At 74.0% G+C, this 18578-nt stretch carries 18 protein-coding genes and 1 riboswitch; of the genes, 15 read left to right on the forward strand and 3 right to left on the reverse strand.

Annotated features, from left to right (window positions below; genetic code table 11):
• The first annotated feature begins 54 nt into the window (after window positions 1-54).
• From otsB to AB0N29_RS12200, 9 genes are all read left to right on the forward strand, one after another.
• Complete coding sequence (gene otsB / locus AB0N29_RS12160) at window positions 55-903, forward strand: trehalose-phosphatase (RefSeq protein WP_364867029.1); 849 nt, start codon at window positions 55-57, stop codon at window positions 901-903.
• A gap of 113 nt (window positions 904-1016) precedes the next feature.
• A riboswitch (SAM riboswitch) is annotated at window positions 1017-1161 on the forward strand.
• Window positions 1162-1170: 9 nt separating this feature from the next.
• Window positions 1171-2451: a threonine synthase gene (gene thrC / locus AB0N29_RS12165; RefSeq protein ID WP_364867031.1), complete on the forward strand. Its 1281-nt coding sequence runs from the start codon at window positions 1171-1173 to the stop codon at window positions 2449-2451.
• A 32-nt stretch (window positions 2452-2483) separates the two neighbouring features.
• Window positions 2484-2762: a MoaD/ThiS family protein gene (locus AB0N29_RS12170; protein WP_302268165.1), complete on the forward strand. Its 279-nt coding sequence runs from the start codon at window positions 2484-2486 to the stop codon at window positions 2760-2762.
• Between the two features lie 259 nt (window positions 2763-3021).
• Window positions 3022-4419 (forward strand): nucleobase:cation symporter-2 family protein, encoded by a 1398-nt coding sequence (locus AB0N29_RS12175; protein WP_364867033.1) that lies wholly within the window; start codon window positions 3022-3024, stop codon window positions 4417-4419.
• Between the two features lie 202 nt (window positions 4420-4621).
• Entirely contained in the window at window positions 4622-5479 is an 858-nt protein-coding gene (locus tag AB0N29_RS12180; RefSeq protein WP_364867035.1) for a hypothetical protein, read from the forward strand.
• A 228-nt stretch (window positions 5480-5707) separates the two neighbouring features.
• Window positions 5708-7339, forward strand: a complete 1632-nt coding sequence (gene groL, locus AB0N29_RS12185) for a chaperonin GroEL (RefSeq protein ID WP_364867037.1) — start codon at window positions 5708-5710, stop codon at window positions 7337-7339.
• A gap of 181 nt (window positions 7340-7520) precedes the next feature.
• A complete protein-coding gene (locus tag AB0N29_RS12190; protein WP_364867039.1) occupies window positions 7521-8057 on the forward strand; it encodes a sigma-70 family RNA polymerase sigma factor in 537 nt (178 codons plus the stop codon).
• Window positions 8054-8755 (forward strand): hypothetical protein, encoded by a 702-nt coding sequence (locus tag AB0N29_RS12195; RefSeq protein ID WP_364867041.1) that lies wholly within the window; start codon window positions 8054-8056, stop codon window positions 8753-8755. The genes AB0N29_RS12190 and AB0N29_RS12195 overlap by 4 nt, the downstream gene beginning before the upstream one ends.
• Before the next feature lie 7 nt (window positions 8756-8762).
• The gene (locus tag AB0N29_RS12200; protein ID WP_364867043.1) at window positions 8763-9296 is read left to right on the forward strand and encodes an NTP transferase domain-containing protein; all 534 of its coding nucleotides are present in this window, start codon (window positions 8763-8765) and stop codon (window positions 9294-9296) included.
• On the opposite strand, the gene AB0N29_RS12205 is transcribed toward AB0N29_RS12200, so the two are convergent.
• The gene (locus AB0N29_RS12205; protein ID WP_364867045.1) at window positions 9275-9601 is read right to left on the reverse strand and encodes a DUF3253 domain-containing protein; all 327 of its coding nucleotides are present in this window, start codon (window positions 9599-9601) and stop codon (window positions 9275-9277) included. The two genes, AB0N29_RS12200 and AB0N29_RS12205, sit on opposite strands and share 22 nt — an antisense overlap.
• A gap of 50 nt (window positions 9602-9651) precedes the next feature.
• On the opposite strand from AB0N29_RS12205, the gene AB0N29_RS12210 reads away from it, so the two are divergent.
• The 6 genes from AB0N29_RS12210 to AB0N29_RS12235 are packed head-to-tail and all read left to right on the forward strand — an operon-like array spanning window position 9652 to window position 16195.
• Window positions 9652-10557, forward strand: coding sequence for a MoxR family ATPase (locus AB0N29_RS12210; protein ID WP_364867047.1), 906 nt, complete (start codon window positions 9652-9654; stop codon window positions 10555-10557).
• The gene (locus tag AB0N29_RS12215; RefSeq protein ID WP_364867050.1) at window positions 10554-11681 is read left to right on the forward strand and encodes a VWA domain-containing protein; all 1128 of its coding nucleotides are present in this window, start codon (window positions 10554-10556) and stop codon (window positions 11679-11681) included. The genes AB0N29_RS12210 and AB0N29_RS12215 overlap by 4 nt, the downstream gene beginning before the upstream one ends.
• Window positions 11674-12792, forward strand: a complete 1119-nt coding sequence (locus tag AB0N29_RS12220; protein ID WP_364867052.1) for an XdhC/CoxI family protein — start codon at window positions 11674-11676, stop codon at window positions 12790-12792. The genes AB0N29_RS12215 and AB0N29_RS12220 overlap by 8 nt, the downstream gene beginning before the upstream one ends.
• Window positions 12789-13892, forward strand: a complete 1104-nt coding sequence (locus tag AB0N29_RS12225; protein ID WP_364867054.1) for an alpha/beta fold hydrolase — start codon at window positions 12789-12791, stop codon at window positions 13890-13892. Before AB0N29_RS12220 ends, AB0N29_RS12225 begins: the two co-directional genes overlap by 4 nt.
• 33 nt (window positions 13893-13925) lie before the next feature.
• Window positions 13926-15146 carry a transcriptional regulator gene (locus AB0N29_RS12230; protein WP_364867057.1) on the forward strand — a complete coding sequence of 407 codons (1221 nt, stop codon included), beginning with the start codon at window positions 13926-13928 and terminating at the stop codon, window positions 15144-15146.
• A gap of 44 nt (window positions 15147-15190) precedes the next feature.
• Window positions 15191-16195, forward strand: coding sequence for an alpha/beta hydrolase (locus AB0N29_RS12235; protein ID WP_364867059.1), 1005 nt, complete (start codon window positions 15191-15193; stop codon window positions 16193-16195).
• Here AB0N29_RS12235 and AB0N29_RS12240 read toward each other — a convergent pair.
• Together AB0N29_RS12240 and AB0N29_RS12245 are read right to left on the reverse strand one after the other, a co-directional pair.
• On the reverse strand, window positions 16192-16710 hold the full coding sequence (locus tag AB0N29_RS12240; RefSeq protein WP_364867061.1) for a nuclear transport factor 2 family protein: 519 nt from the start codon (window positions 16708-16710) through the stop codon (window positions 16192-16194). The two genes, AB0N29_RS12235 and AB0N29_RS12240, sit on opposite strands and share 4 nt — an antisense overlap.
• 426 nt (window positions 16711-17136) lie before the next feature.
• Window positions 17137-18399, reverse strand: coding sequence for a DUF222 domain-containing protein (locus tag AB0N29_RS12245; protein WP_364867063.1), 1263 nt, complete (start codon window positions 18397-18399; stop codon window positions 17137-17139).
• Window positions 18400-18578 lie beyond the last annotated feature (179 nt).

Consider the following 18578-nt stretch of genomic DNA (forward strand, 5'->3'; position numbering starts at 1 on the left):
CCCGCGTGAGCGGGCCCACGTGTGGCGCTCCCGCCGGTCTGGAAGGCTGGGGGCATGGAGTTCACCTCCGCCGAGGGCGAGCGGAAGTACGACGCACTGGTGCGCGCCGCGGGACGGGCCGTGGTCGGCCTGGACTTCGACGGCACGCTCTCACCGATCGTCGACGACCCGACGAAGGCGCACATCCACCCCGACGCCGGTGAGGTCCTGGTGGACCTGGCCGGGGTGGTCGCCGCCGTCGCGGTGGTGACCGGCCGGCCCGCCCGTCAGGCCCTGGACCTCGGCGGGCTGGAAGAGGTCGGCAACGCCATGGCCGACGCCGGCAAGGAGCTGTTCCTCTTCGGCCAGTACGGCAACGAGCGGTGGTCCTCCACCCGGCGCCGGATCGTCTCGCCGCGCCCGCCGCAGGGCCTCGCGACGTTCCTGCGCGACCTGCCGCGGGCGCTGCGGCGCGCCGACGCCGCCGACGCGTGGGTGGAGGACAAGGGCCTCGCGCACGCCGTCCACACCCGTCGCCTCCCGGACCCCGAGGGCGCCTTCGAGCGGCTGCTGCCGGTGCTGCGCGACCTCGCCGGTCGCAACGGGCTGGTCCTCGAGCCCGGCCGCAACGTCATCGAGGTCCGCGCCCCCGGCATGGACAAGGGCAAGGCCGTCGACGCGCTCGTCGCCGAGGTGGGCGCCGGCGCCTTCCTCTTCGCCGGGGACGACCTCGGCGACCTCGAGGCGTTCGACGCCGTCACCGCCCTGGGCAAGGACGGCCTGCCGACGCTGCTGGTCTGCTCGGCCTCCGAGGAGGACGCGGTCAGCGCCCTCGTCGAGCGCGCCGACGTCGTCGTGCCGGGTCCCGAGGGCGTGCTCGACCTGCTGCGCCGGCTCGCCGCCGACGCCCGCGCCGCCTCCTGAGCCGCCTCCTGACCTGTCCGCCCGCGGACCCGTGGGCGCCCCTGCGTGCTGTCCCGTCCACATGGCGGGACCCGGTTTCACGGGCTGGGACGGTGCGACGTAGTGTTCTCGGCAGCTCATCCAGAGGGACAGAGGGAACGGCCCTGTGAAGTCCCGGCAACCGCCAACGCGCCTCCGCCCCCGGTAGACCCGGGTCGGTCGTCGGTAACGGTGCCAATTCCGCCCGGCACGACCGTCGTGACCCGGGGAAGATGAGAAGGAGGAATCATGAGCGCTGCCCCTGTCATCGAGCCGAGTGCCGAGAAGACCCAGATCCGTGAGGGTGCCTTCGGCAACGCCCGGGCCCTCACCTGCCGCGAGTGCGGCCACGAGGTCGAGCTGGGCCCGCACTACGCGTGCAGCGAGTGCTTCGGCCCGCTGGAGATCGCCTACGACTTCCCGCAGCTCACCCGCGAGGAGATCGAGGCCGGCCCGCGCAACATCTGGCGCTACAAAGCGCTGTTGCCGGTGCCGACCGACATCGAGACCAGCCCCAACACCGAGCCCGGCTTCACCCGCCTGCTCGAGGCGAGGAACCTCGCCGCCGAGCTCGGCCTGGCCAGGCTGTGGGTCAAGGACGACTCGACCAATCCGACCAACTCCTTCAAGGACCGCGTCGTCGCCTGCGCGCTGAGCGCGGCCCGGGAGTTCGGCAGCAAGGTGTTCGCCTGTCCGAGCACCGGCAACCTCGCGAACGCCGTCGCCGCCGCGGGTGCCCGCGCCGGGATGAAGACGGTCGTGTTCATCCCCAGCAACCTCGAGCAGCCCAAGCAGGTCAACTCCGCGGTCTTCACCGACTCCCTGGTCGCCGTCGAGGGCAACTACGACGACGTCAACAAGCTCGCCTCGGAGATCGCGGGCGAGGAGGACGGCTGGGCGTTCGTGAACGTCAACGTCCGGCCCTACTACGCCGAGGGCTCCAAGACCCTCGGCTACGAGATCGCCGAGCAGCTCGGCTGGCGCCTGCCCGACCAGATCGTCATCCCGGTCGCCAGCGGCTCGCAGCTGACCAAGGTGCACAAGGCCTTCCAGGAGCTGGTGGAGCTGGGCCTGGTCGAGGACAAGCCCTACAAGGTCTTCGGCGCGCAGGCCGCCGGCTGCTCGCCGGTCTCGGTCGCCTACAAGGCCGGCGTCGACGCGATCCGGCCGGTCAAGCCCGACACCATCGCCAAGAGCCTCGCCATCGGCAACCCCGCCGACGGGATCTACGTCCTCGACGTGTGCCGCCAGACCGGCGGGGCGGTCGAGGACGTCACCGACGACGAGGTCCGCGAGGCGATCGTGCTGCTGGCCCGCACCGAGGGCATCTTCACCGAGACCGCCGGCGGGACCACCGTGGGCGTGCTGAAGAAGCTCGTCGAGTCCGGCCAGCTCGACCCCGAGCTCGAGACGGTCGTCATCAACACCGGCCACGGCCTGAAGACCCTCGACGCGGTGTCCGGCTCGGTCGGCCCCGTCGCGACCATCGCCCCGTCGTACGCCGCCTTCGCGGCCACCGGCCTGGCCTGAGCCCCGCCCGATCCCGATACGAGGACAAGCCGATGAGTGTCTCGGTCCGCATCCCGACCATCCTGCGCACCTACACCGACGGTGCCTCCGAGGTGACCGCCACGGGCGCGACCCTGGCGGAGGTCCTCGACGACCTCGACACCCACCACGCCGGCATCAAGGCGCGGATCCTCGACGACAACGGCGCGCTGCGCCGCTTCGTCAACGTCTACGTCGGCAATGACGACGTCCGGTTCCTCGACGACCTGGCCACGCCCACGCCGGACGGCGTGCAGGTCTCGGTCATCCCGGCCGTCGCCGGGGGCTGCTGACCCCCTCCGAGCCGGCCGGGCCCCGGACCCGGGTGACCGGGGCGCCGGCCGGGCAGGGCTCCTCCGCGCCCCCCGGCCGCCACCGCCGTCCCGGCCTGCTGCTCGGACCGTGGGCGTCACCGCCCGCACCCGGTCGGGCGTCGAGGCCGGCTGGCAGACCTTCACACCCGGCGGGCCGGACCGGTGTCACCTTGTCCAGTGGTCCGGATCACAGCGCGGTTGTGAGGATCTGCGGAACCCCCCCCGCGAGAGGAACCCCATGGCCTCCGACCGTTCCCGCCGGCCTGCGCCGTCGTCGCAGCTGCCCGCGCACGTCAAGTACGACATCAACGAGATGCCTCCCGTCGGCGAGGCCCTGCTGCTCGCGCTGCAGCACGTCATGGTGATGATGGCGAGCAACGTCACCATCCCGATCATCCTGGCCACCGCCATCGGGGCGACGACGGGGGAGACGGTCTTCCTGGTGCAGGTGGCGCTGTTCGCCGCCGGCCTGACCACGCTCATCCAGACGATCGGCATCGGGCCGGTCGGCGCGCGGCTGCCGGTCGTGCAGGGCACCAGCTTCGGGTTCCTGGTGGTGTCCATCCCGCTGGCCCAGGAGTACGGGCTCGCAGCCGTCCTCGGTGGTGCGCTCTTCGCGGGCGCCGTGAAGTTCGTGCTGGGCTTTAGCCTCAAGTGGCTGCGCGGCCTCTTCCCGCCGCTGGTGAGCGGGATCGTCGTCCTCGTCATCGGGATCGGGCTGCTCCCCACCGGCATGCACCTCTACGGCGGCGGCAACGGCGCCGAGGACTTCGGCTCGTGGGAGAACCTCGGTCTCGCGACCCTCGTCCTCGTCGTCCTCCTCCTCGCCTACCGCTTCGGCAAGGGCATCATCGCCTCGGCCTCGGTGCTGGTCAGCCTCGTGGTCGGGTACCTCGTCGCGATCGCCCTGGGGAAGGTGGACTTCAGTCCCGTGTCCGAGGCGTCCTGGTTCGCCTTCCCGACGCCGCTGGAGTTCGGTCTGGAGTTCCCGGCGGCGGCCTTCATCGCCATGGGCGCGATGGCGATCGCGGTCTCCATCGAGACGATCGGCGACCTGTCGGCCATCACGAAGGCCGGCGCCGGGCGCGAGGTGACCGACCGTGAGCTCGCCGGTGGCGTCATGGGCGACGGTGCGGCCACGAGCGTCGCCGCCGTCTTCTCCGCCCTGCCGAACACCACCTTCGGGCAGAACGTCGGGCTGGTCGCCCTCACGGGGGTGATGAGCCGCCACGTGGTGACGATCTGCGCCGGCTTCCTCATCGCGCTGGGCCTGGTGCCCAAGCTGGCCGCAGTCATCACCGCCATGCCGTCGGCCGTGCTGGGCGGCGCGGCGGTGGTCATGTTCGGCATGCTGCTCGGCGCCGGCATCCAGCTGCTCGCCGAGTGCCGCCTGGACCGTCACGACCTGATCGTGATCGCCGCCTCCATCGGTGTGGGCCAGGGCTTCGCCGCCGTGCCCGCCGCGGCGGAGGTCATGCCGGAGTCCCTGCGGGTGCTGATGACCTCCGGCATCCTGCCGGCGGCGCTCATCGCCGTCGTCCTCAACCTCCTGCGACCTCGCCCGGAGGAGGGGGCCGCGTTCGTCGACGTGGACACCCCCCTTCCGGACACCGTCCAGCGACCCGAGCAGCAGTAGGCGCCTCCGTCCTCGCGCAGGCCCGGACCAGATGGTCCGGGCCTGCGTCGTGGCTCGCGCGGGCGGTCGACACCTGGGTGCGCCGGCCCCCTAAGGTCGTCGCCGTGACGAACCGGACCCTGGAGGAAGTCGTGAGCGAGCACCAGGAGAGCCCGCGGGCGGTCGTCGCGCTGCCGGCGCGCGTCGAGGGGCTGACCGGCCGGTGACGCGCGTCCTCCTGGCGACGTTCTCCCTGCTGCCCGAGGGTGAGGAGGGCGGCGAGCTGCTCGTGACCGCCCTCGCCGAGCGGGGGGTCGAGGCGCGGTGGGCGGTCTGGGACGACCCGGACGTCGACTGGGCCGCCGCCGACCTGGTGGTGCTGCGCTCGACGTGGGACTACCAGCGCCGGTACGCCGAGTTCCTGGCCTGGCTGCGCGGAGTCGAGCGCAGCACGCGGGTGCTGCACGGCAGCGACCTGGTCGCCTGGAACGCCGACAAGGCCTACCTGCTCGAGCTGGGCCGCGAGGTCCCGGTCGTCCCCACCGCGCTGCTCGACGACCGCGGGCTGAGGGTGGGTCTGCAGGAGGCGCTCGACCGGTGGGGCGCGGTCGTGGTCAAGCCCCGGACCGGGGCGGGCGGGGTCGGCGTCGTGGTCGCCGAGCGCACCGACGACCCGCGCCTGGAGGGGCTCGTCGCCGGACCATGGGTCGTGCAGCCGCTGGTGGCCTCGGTCCGGACGGTGGGGGAGTCCTCGGTGTGGGTCCTCGACGGCCGGGTGGTCGGCCAGGTCGACAAGCGGCCGAGCGGGTCGGAGGTCCGCGTGCACGAGCTGTACGGCGGCAGCTCGGTCGCCGTGGAGGTCGACCCGGCCCGGGCCGACGTCGCCCGCGCCGCGGTCGCGGCCGCCGGCCGGCTGCTGGCCGGCCCGCCGGCGTACGCACGGGTGGACCTGGTTCAGCTCGACGGCGCCTGGGTGGTCAGCGAGCTGGAGCTGATCGAGCCCGGGCTCTACCTCGACGTGCTGCCAGGGCTGGCGGGGCCGTTCGCGGACCTCGTCGGGTCGGTCCTCGCGGCGCGGTGACAGCGCTCCGGCCGCGAGGTGACCAGGGCCGGACTGTTCTTGCACTCGCCTGGGGCGAGTGCTAAACATGGGGTTGGCACTCTCAGCACGAGAGTGACAAACCGGATCGGTGCCAGCTGAGGTCCGTTCGCGCCGGCGAGAAAGGGTTCGCCGGGTCCGCAGGACCGTCCGTCGCGGGCAGCCCACCGAGCCGGATCCGCAACTTCCAGCGTGAGGAACCGCAGGAACATGCCCAAGCTGATTGCATTCAACGAGGAGGCCCGGCGCGGCCTCGAGCGTGGCATGAACACGCTCGCCGACGCCGTCAAGGTCACGCTCGGCCCCAAGGGTCGCAACGTCGTCCTCGAGAAGAAGTGGGGCGCCCCCACGATCACCAACGACGGTGTGAGCATCGCCAAGGAGATCGAGCTCGAGGACCCCTACGAGAAGATCGGCGCCGAGCTGGTCAAGGAGGTCGCGAAGAAGACCGACGACGTCGCCGGTGACGGCACGACGACGGCGACCGTCCTCGCCCAGGCGATGGTCCGCGAGGGCCTGCGCAACGTCGCGGCCGGCGCGAACCCGATGGGTCTCAAGCGCGGCATCGAGGCGGCCGTCGAGGCCGTGTCCGAGCAGCTGCGCGGCATGGCCAAGGAGGTCGAGACCCGCGAGCAGATCGCGGCCACGGCCACCATCTCCGCCGGTGGCGACACCACCGTCGGCGACGCCATCGCCGAGGCGATGGACAAGGTCGGCAAGGAGGGCGTGATCACGGTCGAGGAGTCGAACACCTTCGGCATCGACCTCGAGCTCACCGAGGGCATGCGCTTCGACAAGGGCTACATCTCGGCGTACTTCGTCACCGACCCCGAGCGGATGGAGACGGTCCTCGAGGACCCCTACATCCTGATCGCGAACCAGAAGATCTCGAACGTCAAGGACCTGCTGCCGATCCTCGAGAAGGTCATGCAGTCGGGCAAGCCGCTCGTCATCCTCGCCGAGGACGTCGACGGCGAGGCGCTCTCGACGCTGGTCGTCAACAAGATCCGCGGCACCTTCAAGTCCGTCGCGGTCAAGGCCCCGGGCTTCGGCGACCGTCGCAAGGCCATGCTCCAGGACATCGCGATCCTGACCGGCGGCCAGGTCATCTCCGAGGAGGTCGGCCTCAAGCTCGAGACCACCGGCATCGAGCTCCTCGGCCAGGCCCGCAAGGTCGTCATCACCAAGGACGAGACCACCATCGTCGAGGGCTCGGGCGACGCCGACCAGATCGCCGGTCGCGTCAACCAGATCCGCGCCGAGATCGAGAAGTCCGACTCCGACTACGACCGCGAGAAGCTGCAGGAGCGCCTGGCCAAGCTGGCCGGCGGTGTCGCGGTCATCAAGGTCGGCGCGGCCACCGAGGTCGAGCTCAAGGAGCGCAAGCACCGCATCGAGGACGCCGTCCGCAACGCGAAGGCGGCCGTCGAGGAGGGCATCGTCGCCGGCGGCGGCGTGGCGCTCGTCCAGGCCTCGGCCACCGCGTTCGACAAGCTCGACCTGACCGGCGACGAGGCCACGGGCGTCAACATCGTCCGCGTCGCCACCTCGGCCCCGCTCAAGCAGATCGCGATCAACGCCGGCCTCGAGGGCGGCGTCGTGGCGGAGAAGGTCGCCAACCTCACCGCGGGTCAGGGCCTCAACGCCGCGAACGGCGAGTACGTCGACATGATCGCCGAGGGCATCATCGACCCGGCCAAGGTCACCCGGTCGGCGCTGCAGAACGCGGCGTCCATCGCGGCCCTGTTCCTCACCACCGAGGCCGTCGTCGCCGACAAGCCGGAGAAGGCCGCCCCCATGGGTGGCGACCCGACCGGCGGCATGGGCGGCATGGACTTCTGAGTCCAGCCCCCTCGTAGCACCAGCACCACTCGGCACCACCCGCACCACCAGCAGGGCCCCCGCTCCGGCGGGGGCCCTGCTGTCGTCTCCGGGGGCTGCCGGGGTCGTGTGCCCCACGACGCGGCCGGACGCGTCCTCGGGCACACGACCCCCTCGCGGAGCGCCGTGCGAGGGTGGTCCCGTGGATGCCGAGGGCCGCAGGGCGAGGTTCGAGGCGCTGGCGCCCGGGCTGGTCGAGCCGCTGCGCCGGTTCCTCGCGCGGCGCACCGACGCCGCGACCGCCGACGACGTCCTCTCCGAGACGCTGCTGGTCTGCTGGCGGCGCCTGGAGGACCTGCCGGAGGACCCGCTGCCGTGGGCGTACGCCGTGGCGCGCCACGCCCTGGCCAACGCCGAGCGCAGCGCCCGGCGCCAACGACGGGTCGCCGGCAAGGTGGCCGCGCTCGACCCGCCCGCGACGACCACGGGGCCGGTCGGCGGAGAGGCCGACCTGCCGCTCGAGGAGGCGCTCGCCGCGCTCCGCGCCGAGGACGCCGAGCTGCTCCGCCTGTGGGCCTGGGAGCAGCTGGGCCCCGGCGAGATCGCCACCGTGCTGGGGCTGACCCCGAACGCCGTCAGCATCCGGCTCCACCGCGCCCGCCAGAAGCTCAGGGACGAGCTGCGAAAGATCGACGCCGCTGCCGGACATGAGGGGACGAGAGGGAGGAGCAGGTCATGAGCGAACCGTTCGACGACGACCCGCAGCTGCGCGAGCGGCTGCGCGCCACCGACCCGGCCGCCTCCCTCGCCCCGGCCGACCCCGACCGGGTGGCCCGACTCCTGGAGGCGACGATGACCACCGAGCACCCCACGTCCGAGCACCCCACGTCCGAGCAGCCGACCACCGACCCCGGCGGTCGTCGTACCTCCCTGACCTGGCTCGCGGCCGCCGCCGCGGTGGTGGTCGTCGGCGGCGTGGCGTTCGCGGCCACGACCGGCGACGACGAGGACCAGACGCCGACGGCGGGCGACGGCAGCAGCGAGACCGCCGACCCGTCCCAGCCGTCCGAGCCGTCCGAGCCCGCCGAGCCGTCCCTCCTCACCCTGGCCGCCCCCGCCGCCACCACCGGACGCTGCATGGTGCCCACGGCCGAGGCGCTCGCCACCCAGGAGGTGGCGTTCCTCGGCACCGTCGAGCAGGTCGACGAGGAGACCGTCACGCTCGCGGTCGAGGAGCAGTACGCCGGCGCCGCGGCCGACGAGGTCCGGGTCGAGGCGCCGCCGGAGCAGATGCAGCTGCTCGTGGGCGCGGTCGAGTTCCGTGAGGGCGGGGAGTACCTCGTCTCGGCCACCGACGGCGCGGTCTCGGTGTGCGGCTTCAGCGGACCGGCCGCGCCGGACCTGCAGGCGCTCTACGAGCAGGCGTTCGGCGGCTGACGCGGGGATGGTGCTGCACGGGATCGTCCTCGCCGCCGGCGCGGGCAGCCGGATGGGCACGCCCAAGGCGCTGGTCGACGACTGGCTCGCCCGCGCGGTCCACCTGCTGGCCGAGGGCGGCTGCGACCGGGTCACGGCCGTCCTCGGGGCCCGCGCGGACGACGCGGTCGCGCTGCTGCCGCCGGGCACGGCGTACGTCGTGGCCGACGACTGGTCGGCGGGGATGTCGGCGTCGCTGCGGACCGGCCTGGCGGCGGCCGATCCCCGTGCCGACGCCGCCCTGGTCACGCTCGTCGACCTCCCCGACCTCACCCCCGAGGTCGTCGCCCGGGTCGCGGCCCGGGCGGGCGCCGACGTCCTGGCCCGGGCGGCGTACGACGGCCGTCCCGGCCACCCGGTGCTGCTCGGCCGCGAGCACTGGCCCGGCGTGCTGGCCGCGACCGGCGGCGACAGCGGGGCGAAGGGCTACCTCGCCGGACGCGACGTGGTGCTGGTCGAGTGCGGCGACCTGGCCACCGGTCAGGACGTCGACTCGCGCTGAGGAGTGCCGTCCCCGGGCCGGGCGCGCCGGATCCGGACCGGTCCCCGGGCCGTCGGCAGGTCGACGACCTCGCCGCGCTGGGTGACCTCGACCTCGCCGGCCTCGACCAAGCGCTGGGCCGCCTGGCGAGCCGGCTCCATCAGCCCCCGCCACCCCTCGGGGTCACCACCCTCCGGCCGCTCGGCGCCCCACACCGCGCGGGCGGCGTCGGAGGGGCAGATGGTCCTCCCCTCGTCGCGCTGGGCCAGCAGGTCGAGGATGGTCCGCTCCAGCCGGCGGTCCCGGTCGTCCGCTCCGGCGCTCATGAGGGGAGTCAACCAACCGGCCCCCAACAGGCCCGTCGTAGCCTCGGCACATGTCAGCCGTCACGTCGGAAGCGCTCGAGCTCGGTGACGTCGCGGAGCGGCTCGGTGCGACCGGCTACCTCTGCGACCCCGAGCTCGCGACCGTCACCTTCCTCGCCCTGAAGATGGGCCGGCCCCTGCTCCTCGAGGGCGAGCCCGGGACCGGCAAGACCGCGCTCGCCGAGGCGGTGGCCGAGGCGCTGGGGCTCCCCCTGGTGCGCCTGCAGTGCTACGAGGGCATCGACGCCACGCAGGCCCTCTACGACTGGGACTTCCCCCGCCAGGTGCTGCACCTCCGCGCGCTCGAGGCCGCCGGCGGGGCTGCCGCCGCCGGCGCGGGCGGGGCTGAGGAGGCGGAGAAGAGCCTGTACGACGAGCGGTTCCTGCTCGCCCGCCCGGTGCTGGCGGCGCTGCAGCAGAGCCCGGCGGTGCTGCTGGTCGACGAGGTCGACCGCGCCGACGACGAGTTCGAGGCGTTCCTGCTCGAGGTGCTCTCGACCTACCAGGTGACGATCCCCGAGCTGGGCACCGTGCGGGCCGCGGTGCCGCCCGTCGTGGTGCTCACCTCCAACCGCACCCGCGAGCTGCACGACGCGCTCAAGCGGCGCTGCCTCTACCACTGGATCGACCACCCGGCGCTGGAGCGCGAGGTGGCGATCGTGCGGTCGCGGGCGCCGGAGGTCGCGGAGACGCTGACCCGGCAGGTCGTCGAGGTCGTGCAGCGGCTGCGCGCCGACACCGGCCTGGTCAAGCCGCCGGGCGTCGCGGAGACCCTCGACTGGGCCCGCGCGCTGCACCACCTCGGCACCACCGAGCTGGACCTCGCGACGGCGGCCGCGAGCCTCGGCGCGCTGGTGAAGTACCGCGAGGACGCCGACCGCGTGCGCGCCGCCCTGGATCGGGTGCTCGCCCCGTGACGACCGCGACGGAGGTCGTGCACGACGCCGACGAGGTGCTGCTCGGGTTCACCCGCGCGCTGCGGGCGGCCGGCGTGGGCGTCACCCAGGACCGCGCGCAGCAGTTCCTCGACGCGGTCGCGCTGCTGGGGGCCTCCGAGGAGGGCACCCGCGCCGCCGGCCGGGCCACCCTGTGCGCCGGCCCGGAGGACCTGCTGCGCCACGACCAGGTCTTCGCGGCGTGGTTCGACCACCGCACCGGCCTGCCGCGCCCCCGGCCCGCCCCGCCGGCCACCACGACGTACTCCGAGCTCCCGCTGACCGACGGTCCCGACAGCCCCGGCGGTGCCGACGAGGCCGACACCGACGTGGTCCGGGCGATGGCCAGCGACGCCGAGGTGCTGCGCCACCGCGACGTCGCGGCGCTCTCCGCCGCCGAGCGGGCCCGGCTCAACGCGCTCTTCGCGACCCTGCGCCCGCGCGCGCCGCACCGGCGCAGCGCCCGGCAGCGGTCCTGGCACCGCGGCGACGTCGACGCCGCGCGCACGTTGCGGGCGAGCCTGCGCCGGATGGGGGAGCCGGCCGAGGTCGTGCACCGTCGCCGGGCGACCCGTCCCCGCCGGGTGGTGCTGCTGGTGGACGTGTCGGGCTCGATGAGCGGGTACGCCGACGCGCTGCTGCGCCTGGCGCACCGGTTCACCCAGGCCGCGCCCGGCACGGTCGAGACGTTCACGCTGGGCACCCGGCTCACCCACGTCACCCGTGCGCTGCGCCTGCGCGACACCGAGCGGGCGCTCGTCGCGGCCGCGGACACGGTCCCGGACTGGTCCGGCGGCACCCGGCTGGGGGAGAACCTGCAGACCTTCCTCACCCGCTGGGGCCGCCGCGGCATGGCCCGCGGCGCGGTCGTGGTGATCTTCAGCGACGGCTGGGAGCGCGGCGACACCACGCTGCTGGCCGAGCAGGTCGAGCGGCTCGGGCGGGTGGCCCACCGGCTGGTGTGGGTCAACCCGCACCGCGGGAAGGCCGGCTACGAGCCGGTGCAGCAGGGGGTCGTCGCGGTGCTGCCGTACCTCGACGACTTCGTCGCCGGGCACTCGCTCGCGACGTACGCCGAGGTTGTGGAGGTGGTCGCCGGTGCGTGAGGTCCTGCCGGAGCTGATGTCGTGGTGGGAGGCCGGCGAGGAGGTCGGCGTCGGCACCGTGGTGGCGACCTTCCGGTCCGCGCCGCGGCCCCCGGGCGCGTCGATGCTGGTCGGCCCGGACGGCACGGCCGTCGGGTCGGTCTCCGGCGGCTGCGTCGAGGGCGCGGTCTACGACCTGGCGCAGACGGTCGTGGAGTCAGGCGAGCCGGTGCTGGAGCGGTACGGCGTCTCCGACGACGACGCGTTCGCGGTCGGGCTGACCTGCGGCGGCATCCTCGACGTGTACGTCGAGAAGGTCTCGCGCGCGACGTTCCCCGAGCTCGCCGAGGTGGCCGAGGACCTCGAGGCCGGCCGGCCCGTCGCGGTCGCCACCGTCATCGAGCACCCCGACCCCGACCGGGTGGGCCGGCGCGCGCTGCTGCGGCCCGACGCCGCGGCGAGCGCCTCGCTCGGCTCGCCGCGCGCCGACGACGCGGTCCGCGACGACGCGCTCGGCCTGCTCGCCGCCGGCCACAGCGGCGTGCTGACCTACGGGCCCGACGGCGAGCGCCGCGGGGAGGGGATGCGGGTCTTCGTGTGGGCGTTCGCGCCGAAGCCGCGGATGCTGGTCTTCGGCGCGATCGACTTCGCGGCGGCGGTGGCCCGGGTCGGGGCGTTCCTCGGCTACCACGTCACCGTGTGCGACGCCCGCCCCGTCTTCGCGACCGCGACCCGGTTCCCCGACGCCGACGAGGTGGTCGTGGACTGGCCGCACCGCTACCTGCGCTCCGAGCAGCAGGCCGGCCGGGTCGACGGGCGCACCGTGGTGACGGTGCTGACCCACGACCCGAAGTTCGACGTGCCGCTGCTCGAGGTGGCGCTGCGCCTGCCCGAGGTCGCCTACATCGGGGCGATGGGCTCGCGGCGCACCCACGACGACCGGCTCGAGCGGCTCCGCGAGGCAGGAGTCACCGAGGAGGAGCTGGCGCGCCTGCACAGCCCGATCGGCCTCGACCTCGGCGCCCGGACGCCCGAGGAGACGGCCGTCAGCATCGCCGCGGAGATCATCGCCGGCCGCTGGGGCGGCTCGGGGGAGCCGCTCGCACGCACCGAGGGCCGGATCCACCGGTGAGCAGGCTCGTCGCGCTCGTGCTGGCCGCGGTCCTCGCGGTCCCGCTCGCCGCATGCAGCGACGAGCCGGCGCACGACCCCGGTGGCGGGCCGACCGAGACCACCCCGCCCGCGACGCCGGTGCCCTCCGGCACGCCCACCACCTCGGCCACGGCCACGCCGTCCGCGCCGGGATCGGCGTCGGCGTCTGGATCGGCGTCGTCGGGCGCCGGACCGGAGGCGCTGCCCCCGGTCCGCAGCCGGGTCTCGCTGCCGGCGCTGATGCGCGAGGAGGTCGAGGCCGGCCGCCTCCGCCGCGTCCAGCCGCTGGCGTCGACCGACCGCTGGCGCAGCTGGTCGGCGACGTACACCGTCGACGGCGCGGTGGTCTCCGGCGAGCTGCTCGTGCCCCGCGGGAAGGGGCCGTTCCCGGCGGTCGTGCTCAACCACGGCTACATCGACCCCGCGATCTACACCCTCGGCCGCGGGCTCTCCCGCGAGCAGGAGTGGCTGGCCTCGAACGGCTTCGTCGTCCTGCACACCGACTACCGCGGCCACGCCGGCTCCGACCCCGTCGACGACGTCGGCCGGGAGAGCCGGCTGGTCTACACCCGCGACGCGATCGGGGCGGTCAAGGCCCTGGAGCGGGAGGCGTACGTCGACACCGACCGCCTCGCCATGCTCGGCCGCTCGATGGGCGGCGGGGTCACGCTCAACGCGCTGGTCGCCGAGCCCGGCCTGGTCGACGCCGCGGTGGTCTTCGCGTCGGTCAGCTCGCGGTTCGTCGACAACATCCGCCAGTTCACCGAGCCGAACCGGCCCGAGGAGCTGGCGCGCTACTACGACCGCTTCGGCACCCCGCAGGAGAACCCGGCGTTCTACCGCGACCTCTCCTCCCGCACGTTCTTCGACCGGGTCACCGAGCCGGTGCTGATGCTGCACGGCACCGCCGACGACACCTGCCCGATCGCCTGGACGCGGACCTCGCACCGGCTGCTGCGCGAGGCCGGCGCGGACGCGCGGCTGCAGGTCTACGAGGGGGAGGGGCACGCGTTCGGGCCGCGCTTCGAGGACTCGATGCGGCGGACCGTGGAGTTCCTGAGAGTTCAGCTCGACGGGTGACCCAGGTCACGTGCCCGGTGCTACGGTCCGCCCATGACGGTCGGGGACCTCGAGGACCGGCGGCGGGACGCGGTGCGCGCGTGGACGTCGTTCGTCGAGCACGGCGATGCCGCGGGCGCCGTGCGCCCGGAGATCCTGAGAAGCTGGTCGCGCTCGACCGCGGTCGGCACCGACGTGACCGAGGCGCCGCTGGCCGACGAGGGGGAGACCGCCGGACGCTGGCGTGACTCACCGCTGCAGGTCGCCGTCGAGCGGGTCGAGGCAGAGCTGCGGCGCACCGCCGAGGACGGCGACCTGGTCGTGGCGGTCACCGACCCCGACACCCGCATCCTGTGGACGTACGGCGGGCGGGTGATGCGCCGCAAGGCCGAGACCGTGAACTTCGTGCCCGGCGGCCGCTGGGACGACCGCTCCGTGGGCACCAACGCCCTGGACCTGGCGAACCGGCTCGGCACGCCGTCGATGGTCTTCAGCGCCGAGCACTACGCCCCGATCGTGCACAACTGGGTCTGCTGGGCGGCGCCCGTGCACGACCCGGTGACCGGTGCCCAGCTCGGCGTCATCGACCTGTCGACCACCTGGGAGCGCACCCACCCGATCGGCCTGGCCACCGCGCGGGTGATGGCGCGGCTCATCGAGTCCGCGATGCCGCGGTCGCGGACCCACGGCGGCGTCGAGGAGACCCGCGACCCCGGCCTGGTGATGACCCTGCTCGGCACCGCCGAGACCCGCCTCGACGGCCAGCGGCTGCTGCTCAACCGACGGCAGACCGAGGTGCTCGCCCTGCTCGCCGTGCACCCCGAGGGGCTCTCGCTCGAGCAGCTGCACGCGCTGGTCTACGGCGACCAGGCGGTCACGTTCTCCACGCTCAAGGCCGAGGTCTCCCACCTGCGCGCGGCCCTCGGCGGGCAGCTGTCCTCGCGGCCCTACCGGCTGCTGATGCCGGTCGCCACCGACGTCGAGCACGTGCTGTCGCTGCTGCGGCGCGGCGAGGTGGCCGCCGCGGTCGACGCCTACGGCGGCGACCTCCTGCCCGGCACGAACAGCCCCGCACTCCACGAGCTCGCCGACTACGTAGCCGTCGCGCTGCGCGAGGCGCTGCTCGCCGACCCGCAGCCCGATGCGGTCGTGCGGTACAGCGAGCTCGCGCCGTACGACGCGGAGGTGCTGGAGACCTGCCTCGCCCACCTCGCCGGCACCCCGCACCCGGCCGTGCCGCTGCTCAAGGGCCGGCTCGCCGTCGCGCGCCGCTGAGGTCCCGCCCGCGGGTCGCGCCCCGCACCGCTAGCGTCGGTGGGGTGACCAGACCCCGCCTGCTCGCCCTCGCCCCGATCACGCTCGCCGCCACCGCGGTGGGCGCGCTGGCCGCGCGGGCCCGGGCCGTGCGGGAGGTGCCGCGGGCGATGCGCACGCCGCTGCTGTGGGCGCCGATCGCGATCAACAGTCCCGCGCTGGTGCAGGTCGCGCGCCGGGTCTACGGCCGCGCGACCGAGCCGGTCGCGGGGGTGGAGGTGGCCGTGCACGACGTGCCGGGCGGTGCGACGGTGCGGGTCCACAAGCCGGTCGCGGAGCGGACGACGCCGGGCGGGGCGCTGCTGTGGGTCCATGGCGGCGGGACCGTCATCGGTGCGGCCGCCCAGGACGACCGGCTGTGCAGCGAGCTGGCCCGCGCCCTGGGGCTGGTCGTCGCGAGCGTCGACTACCGGCTCGCGCCTGAGCACCCGTACCCGGCCGCGCTCGACGACTGCGCCGCCGCGCTCGCGTGGCTGCACGAGCAGGCCGGCGACCTCGGCGTCGACCCCGCCCGCGTCGCCGTCGGCGGCGCGAGCGCCGGCGGCCTGCTGGCCGCGTCGCTGGCCCAGCGGGCGACCGACCAGGGGCTGGCCGTGGCCTTTCAGCTGCTGGTCTACCCGATGCTCGACGACCGCACGGTGCTGCGGTCCGACCACGGCGGGCGCGGGCGGTTCATGTGGACGCCCGCCTCGAACACCTACGCCTGGACCGCCTACCTCGGGCACGCCCCGACCGAGGACGCCACCGACCTGGCGCCGTACGCCGTGCCCGCGCGCCGCGCCGACCTCTCCGGCCTGCCGCCGGCCTGGATCGGCGTCGGCGACCTGGACCTGTTCCACGATGAGGACCTGGAGTACGCCGCCCGCCTCCGTGCCGCCGGCGTCGACTGCGAGCTGCACGTCGAGCCCGGGATGTACCACGCCGCGGACGTCGACCACGGCGACACCACCCCGGGCACCGCCCGCTTCCGCGCCTCCGCCAGGGCCGCGCTCCGCGCCGCCGTCGGCTAGCCCCCGGCGCTCGAGTCGCGGAGCCGGTCGAGGAGGACGTGGACGGGGTCGCTGCGGTCGCGTGCGGCGGTGGGGCCGGGTGCGGACCTCGGCAGGAACCGGCCGGCGTCCGAGCGCGTCCACTCCCGCACCGCCCACCGCTCGCGGATCCGCCAGGCGCCCTCTCGGCGGACGAGGTGGTCGACGTAGCGGAAGCCGCTGATGAAGTTCACCGCCGAGCTCTCGGCCGGCCGCCCCCAGTGCACGGCCTGCCCGTACGTCTCGGCGACGGCCTCGTCGCCGAACACCTCCACCAGCTGGTTGCCGACGATGTGCATCGTCCCGTCGAGGGCCGGCAGCATCCGGCCCAGCCATGCGACGTACTCGTCGGCGGTGCCGCTGAACCCGGTGTGGTGGTCGACCCCGTCCTCGGCGTACACCGCTCGGACGCCGTCGAGGTCAAGGCGGTCGACCGCCCGGCAGTAGGAGCAGACCAGCTCATAGATCTCGGCCCGGTCGTCGTGGTTCGTCGGCACCGGCCCACCCTCGCAGCCGCCCTGCTCGGAAGGCGACGCATCGCCGCTGGTCGGGAGCGACCGTCGTCGAGACGTGACCCTGCTGGTCGAGCAGCGAGCGCTGGCGAGCGTCGTCGAGACCCGCACCTGTTGGTTGAGCAGCGAGCCCTGGCGAGCGTCGTCGAAACCTGGTGAGGTGCGCAGGGCCCCGGGGTGCGCCCGCTGGTCGAGCAGCGAGCGCTGGCGAGCGTCGTCGAGACCCGGTGAGGTGGGCAGGCCTGGGGGTGGTCGTCGGGCCGCCGGGTGGTGCCAGGGCAGGTCCCTTTTTCGAGTCGTGTGGTTGCGCGCCGCTGTGGTCGAGGTCCTGGGCGCGGCTGCTTGTCGGCCCACGGTCGGCGGGGGTCGACCGCTGTGGTCGCGGTGGCGGAGGGAGTCGCTCGGGTCGGCCTATGTCCTGCGGTGGAACGCGACCTTCCCTCCGGGCAGGTGCGTGGTCTCGTACGCCGGGTCATGGATCCGGGCGTGGTGCCTCGGGCAGAGGTTCCGGGCGTTCGTCAGGTCAGTCGCTCCGCCGGCGGACCAGGATTGGTCGTGGTGGGCGTGGCACAGGTGCGCGGGCCAGTCGCAGCCTTCCGCGGTGCAGGTCGGCTGGGTGAGGTTGAGCGCCCGGCGCTGGGCGCAGGTGAAGAGGCGGCTGGTGCGGCCGAGGTCGAGCAGCTCGGACCTGCTGCCGAGGACGGCGGGGATCAGGCCCGCTTCGCAGGCGAGCCTGCGTGCGGTGGCTGCGGAGATGGTGCTGCCGTCGTCGAGGACACCCGGTGCGAGGCCACCCATCAACGAGGCGATGTCCATCGTGACCACCACGGTGGCGTTGAGCCCGCCGAGCTTCGGCACGGAAGCGGTGGGGAGGCGTTCGAGGAGCTCGCAGAACGCGTCACCCATCCGCTCCGGTGACGGGCGGCGCTCGACCGGCTCGGCGGCAGAGGGGTCCTGGGTGGCGGCTTGGTGCTTCGGGGCGGCGAACGCGAGGAGCGTCTTCTTCAGCATGGCGCCCTGCAGTTCGGGGATCTTGAACTTCCCGACCACCGACCCGCGCCCGTCGGGGCTCATCGTCAGCCACGCAGTCTCGCGAGCGAGGCGCTCCTCGGCCTCGAGTGCCTTCGCGTCGCGTGCCTCGCCGATCTCGGGTGCTACGACGGTGAGGACGTGCTTGGCGAGGATGCGCAACGCTTTCGGGTCCCGGTGCCGCGCCTCGGCGAGCAGGTGCTGCTCCGCGCGGAGGGGGATGGTCTGGTCTTCGAGGTCGGCGGGGAGCTTGTCGAGGCACTCGGTGATCACCCGGGCGTGGTCGACCGACACATCACCGTCCGCCAGGACTGCCGCGGTGAGGTCGTGGCGGTCCAGCGACTCCGCAAGCCGCATGCGGCGCTTGGCGGCGGGCCGGGTCTGGTGGGTCTCGGTCGCCCACCAGGCGGTGGTGTCGGTGGCGCCAACCCGCTCGCCGGCGTGACGGCGGTCGGCCTCCGCGGCTAGCCGGAGCTCGAGCGCCTCGACGCGGGCGCGGAGGCGGGCGGCCTCGAGGAGCGTGTCGGTGACGTCGTCGTCGGACATCGACCACAGGTGCGACTCGTGCGCCCGGTCCAGCCTGGCGTGGGACTTCGCGACGGCGCGGCACACCACGTGTGCGCTGCGTCGGGAGTCCTTGGCCATGGGTCTACTCAAGCACCGACCACCGACAGTCCCGGTGCTGTTTCCCCAGGTCAGACCACATTGTGGACCACTAATTCGGCGACCTTCTCGCCGGTCGATGGGAGTGGTCGAGGCCCTGTGCACCTCACTGGGTCTCGACGACGCCTCGCCGGGGTTCGGCTGCTCGACCAGCGGGGGCC

Source organism: Nocardioides sp. NPDC092400 (genome assembly GCF_040684155.1).
Taxonomy (GTDB): Bacteria; Actinomycetota; Actinomycetes; order Propionibacteriales; family Nocardioidaceae; genus Nocardioides.

Coding starts and splice junctions, on each gene's coding strand:
- otsB (WP_364867029.1), top strand. CDS start 55: ATGGAGTTCACCTCCGCCGAGGGCGAGCGGAAGTACGACGCACTGGTG.
- thrC (WP_364867031.1), top strand. CDS start 1,171: ATGAGCGCTGCCCCTGTCATCGAGCCGAGTGCCGAGAAGACCCAGATC.
- AB0N29_RS12170 (WP_302268165.1), top strand. CDS start 2,484: ATGAGTGTCTCGGTCCGCATCCCGACCATCCTGCGCACCTACACCGAC.
- AB0N29_RS12175 (WP_364867033.1), top strand. CDS start 3,022: ATGGCCTCCGACCGTTCCCGCCGGCCTGCGCCGTCGTCGCAGCTGCCC.
- groL (WP_364867037.1), top strand. CDS start 5,708: ATGCCCAAGCTGATTGCATTCAACGAGGAGGCCCGGCGCGGCCTCGAG.
- AB0N29_RS12195 (WP_364867041.1), top strand. CDS start 8,054: ATGAGCGAACCGTTCGACGACGACCCGCAGCTGCGCGAGCGGCTGCGC.
- AB0N29_RS12200 (WP_364867043.1), top strand. CDS start 8,763: ATGGTGCTGCACGGGATCGTCCTCGCCGCCGGCGCGGGCAGCCGGATG.
- AB0N29_RS12205 (WP_364867045.1), bottom strand. CDS start 9,601: ATGAGCGCCGGAGCGGACGACCGGGACCGCCGGCTGGAGCGGACCATC.
- AB0N29_RS12210 (WP_364867047.1), top strand. CDS start 9,652: ATGTCAGCCGTCACGTCGGAAGCGCTCGAGCTCGGTGACGTCGCGGAG.
- AB0N29_RS12230 (WP_364867057.1), top strand. CDS start 13,926: ATGACGGTCGGGGACCTCGAGGACCGGCGGCGGGACGCGGTGCGCGCG.
- AB0N29_RS12245 (WP_364867063.1), bottom strand. CDS start 18,399: ATGGCCAAGGACTCCCGACGCAGCGCACACGTGGTGTGCCGCGCCGTC.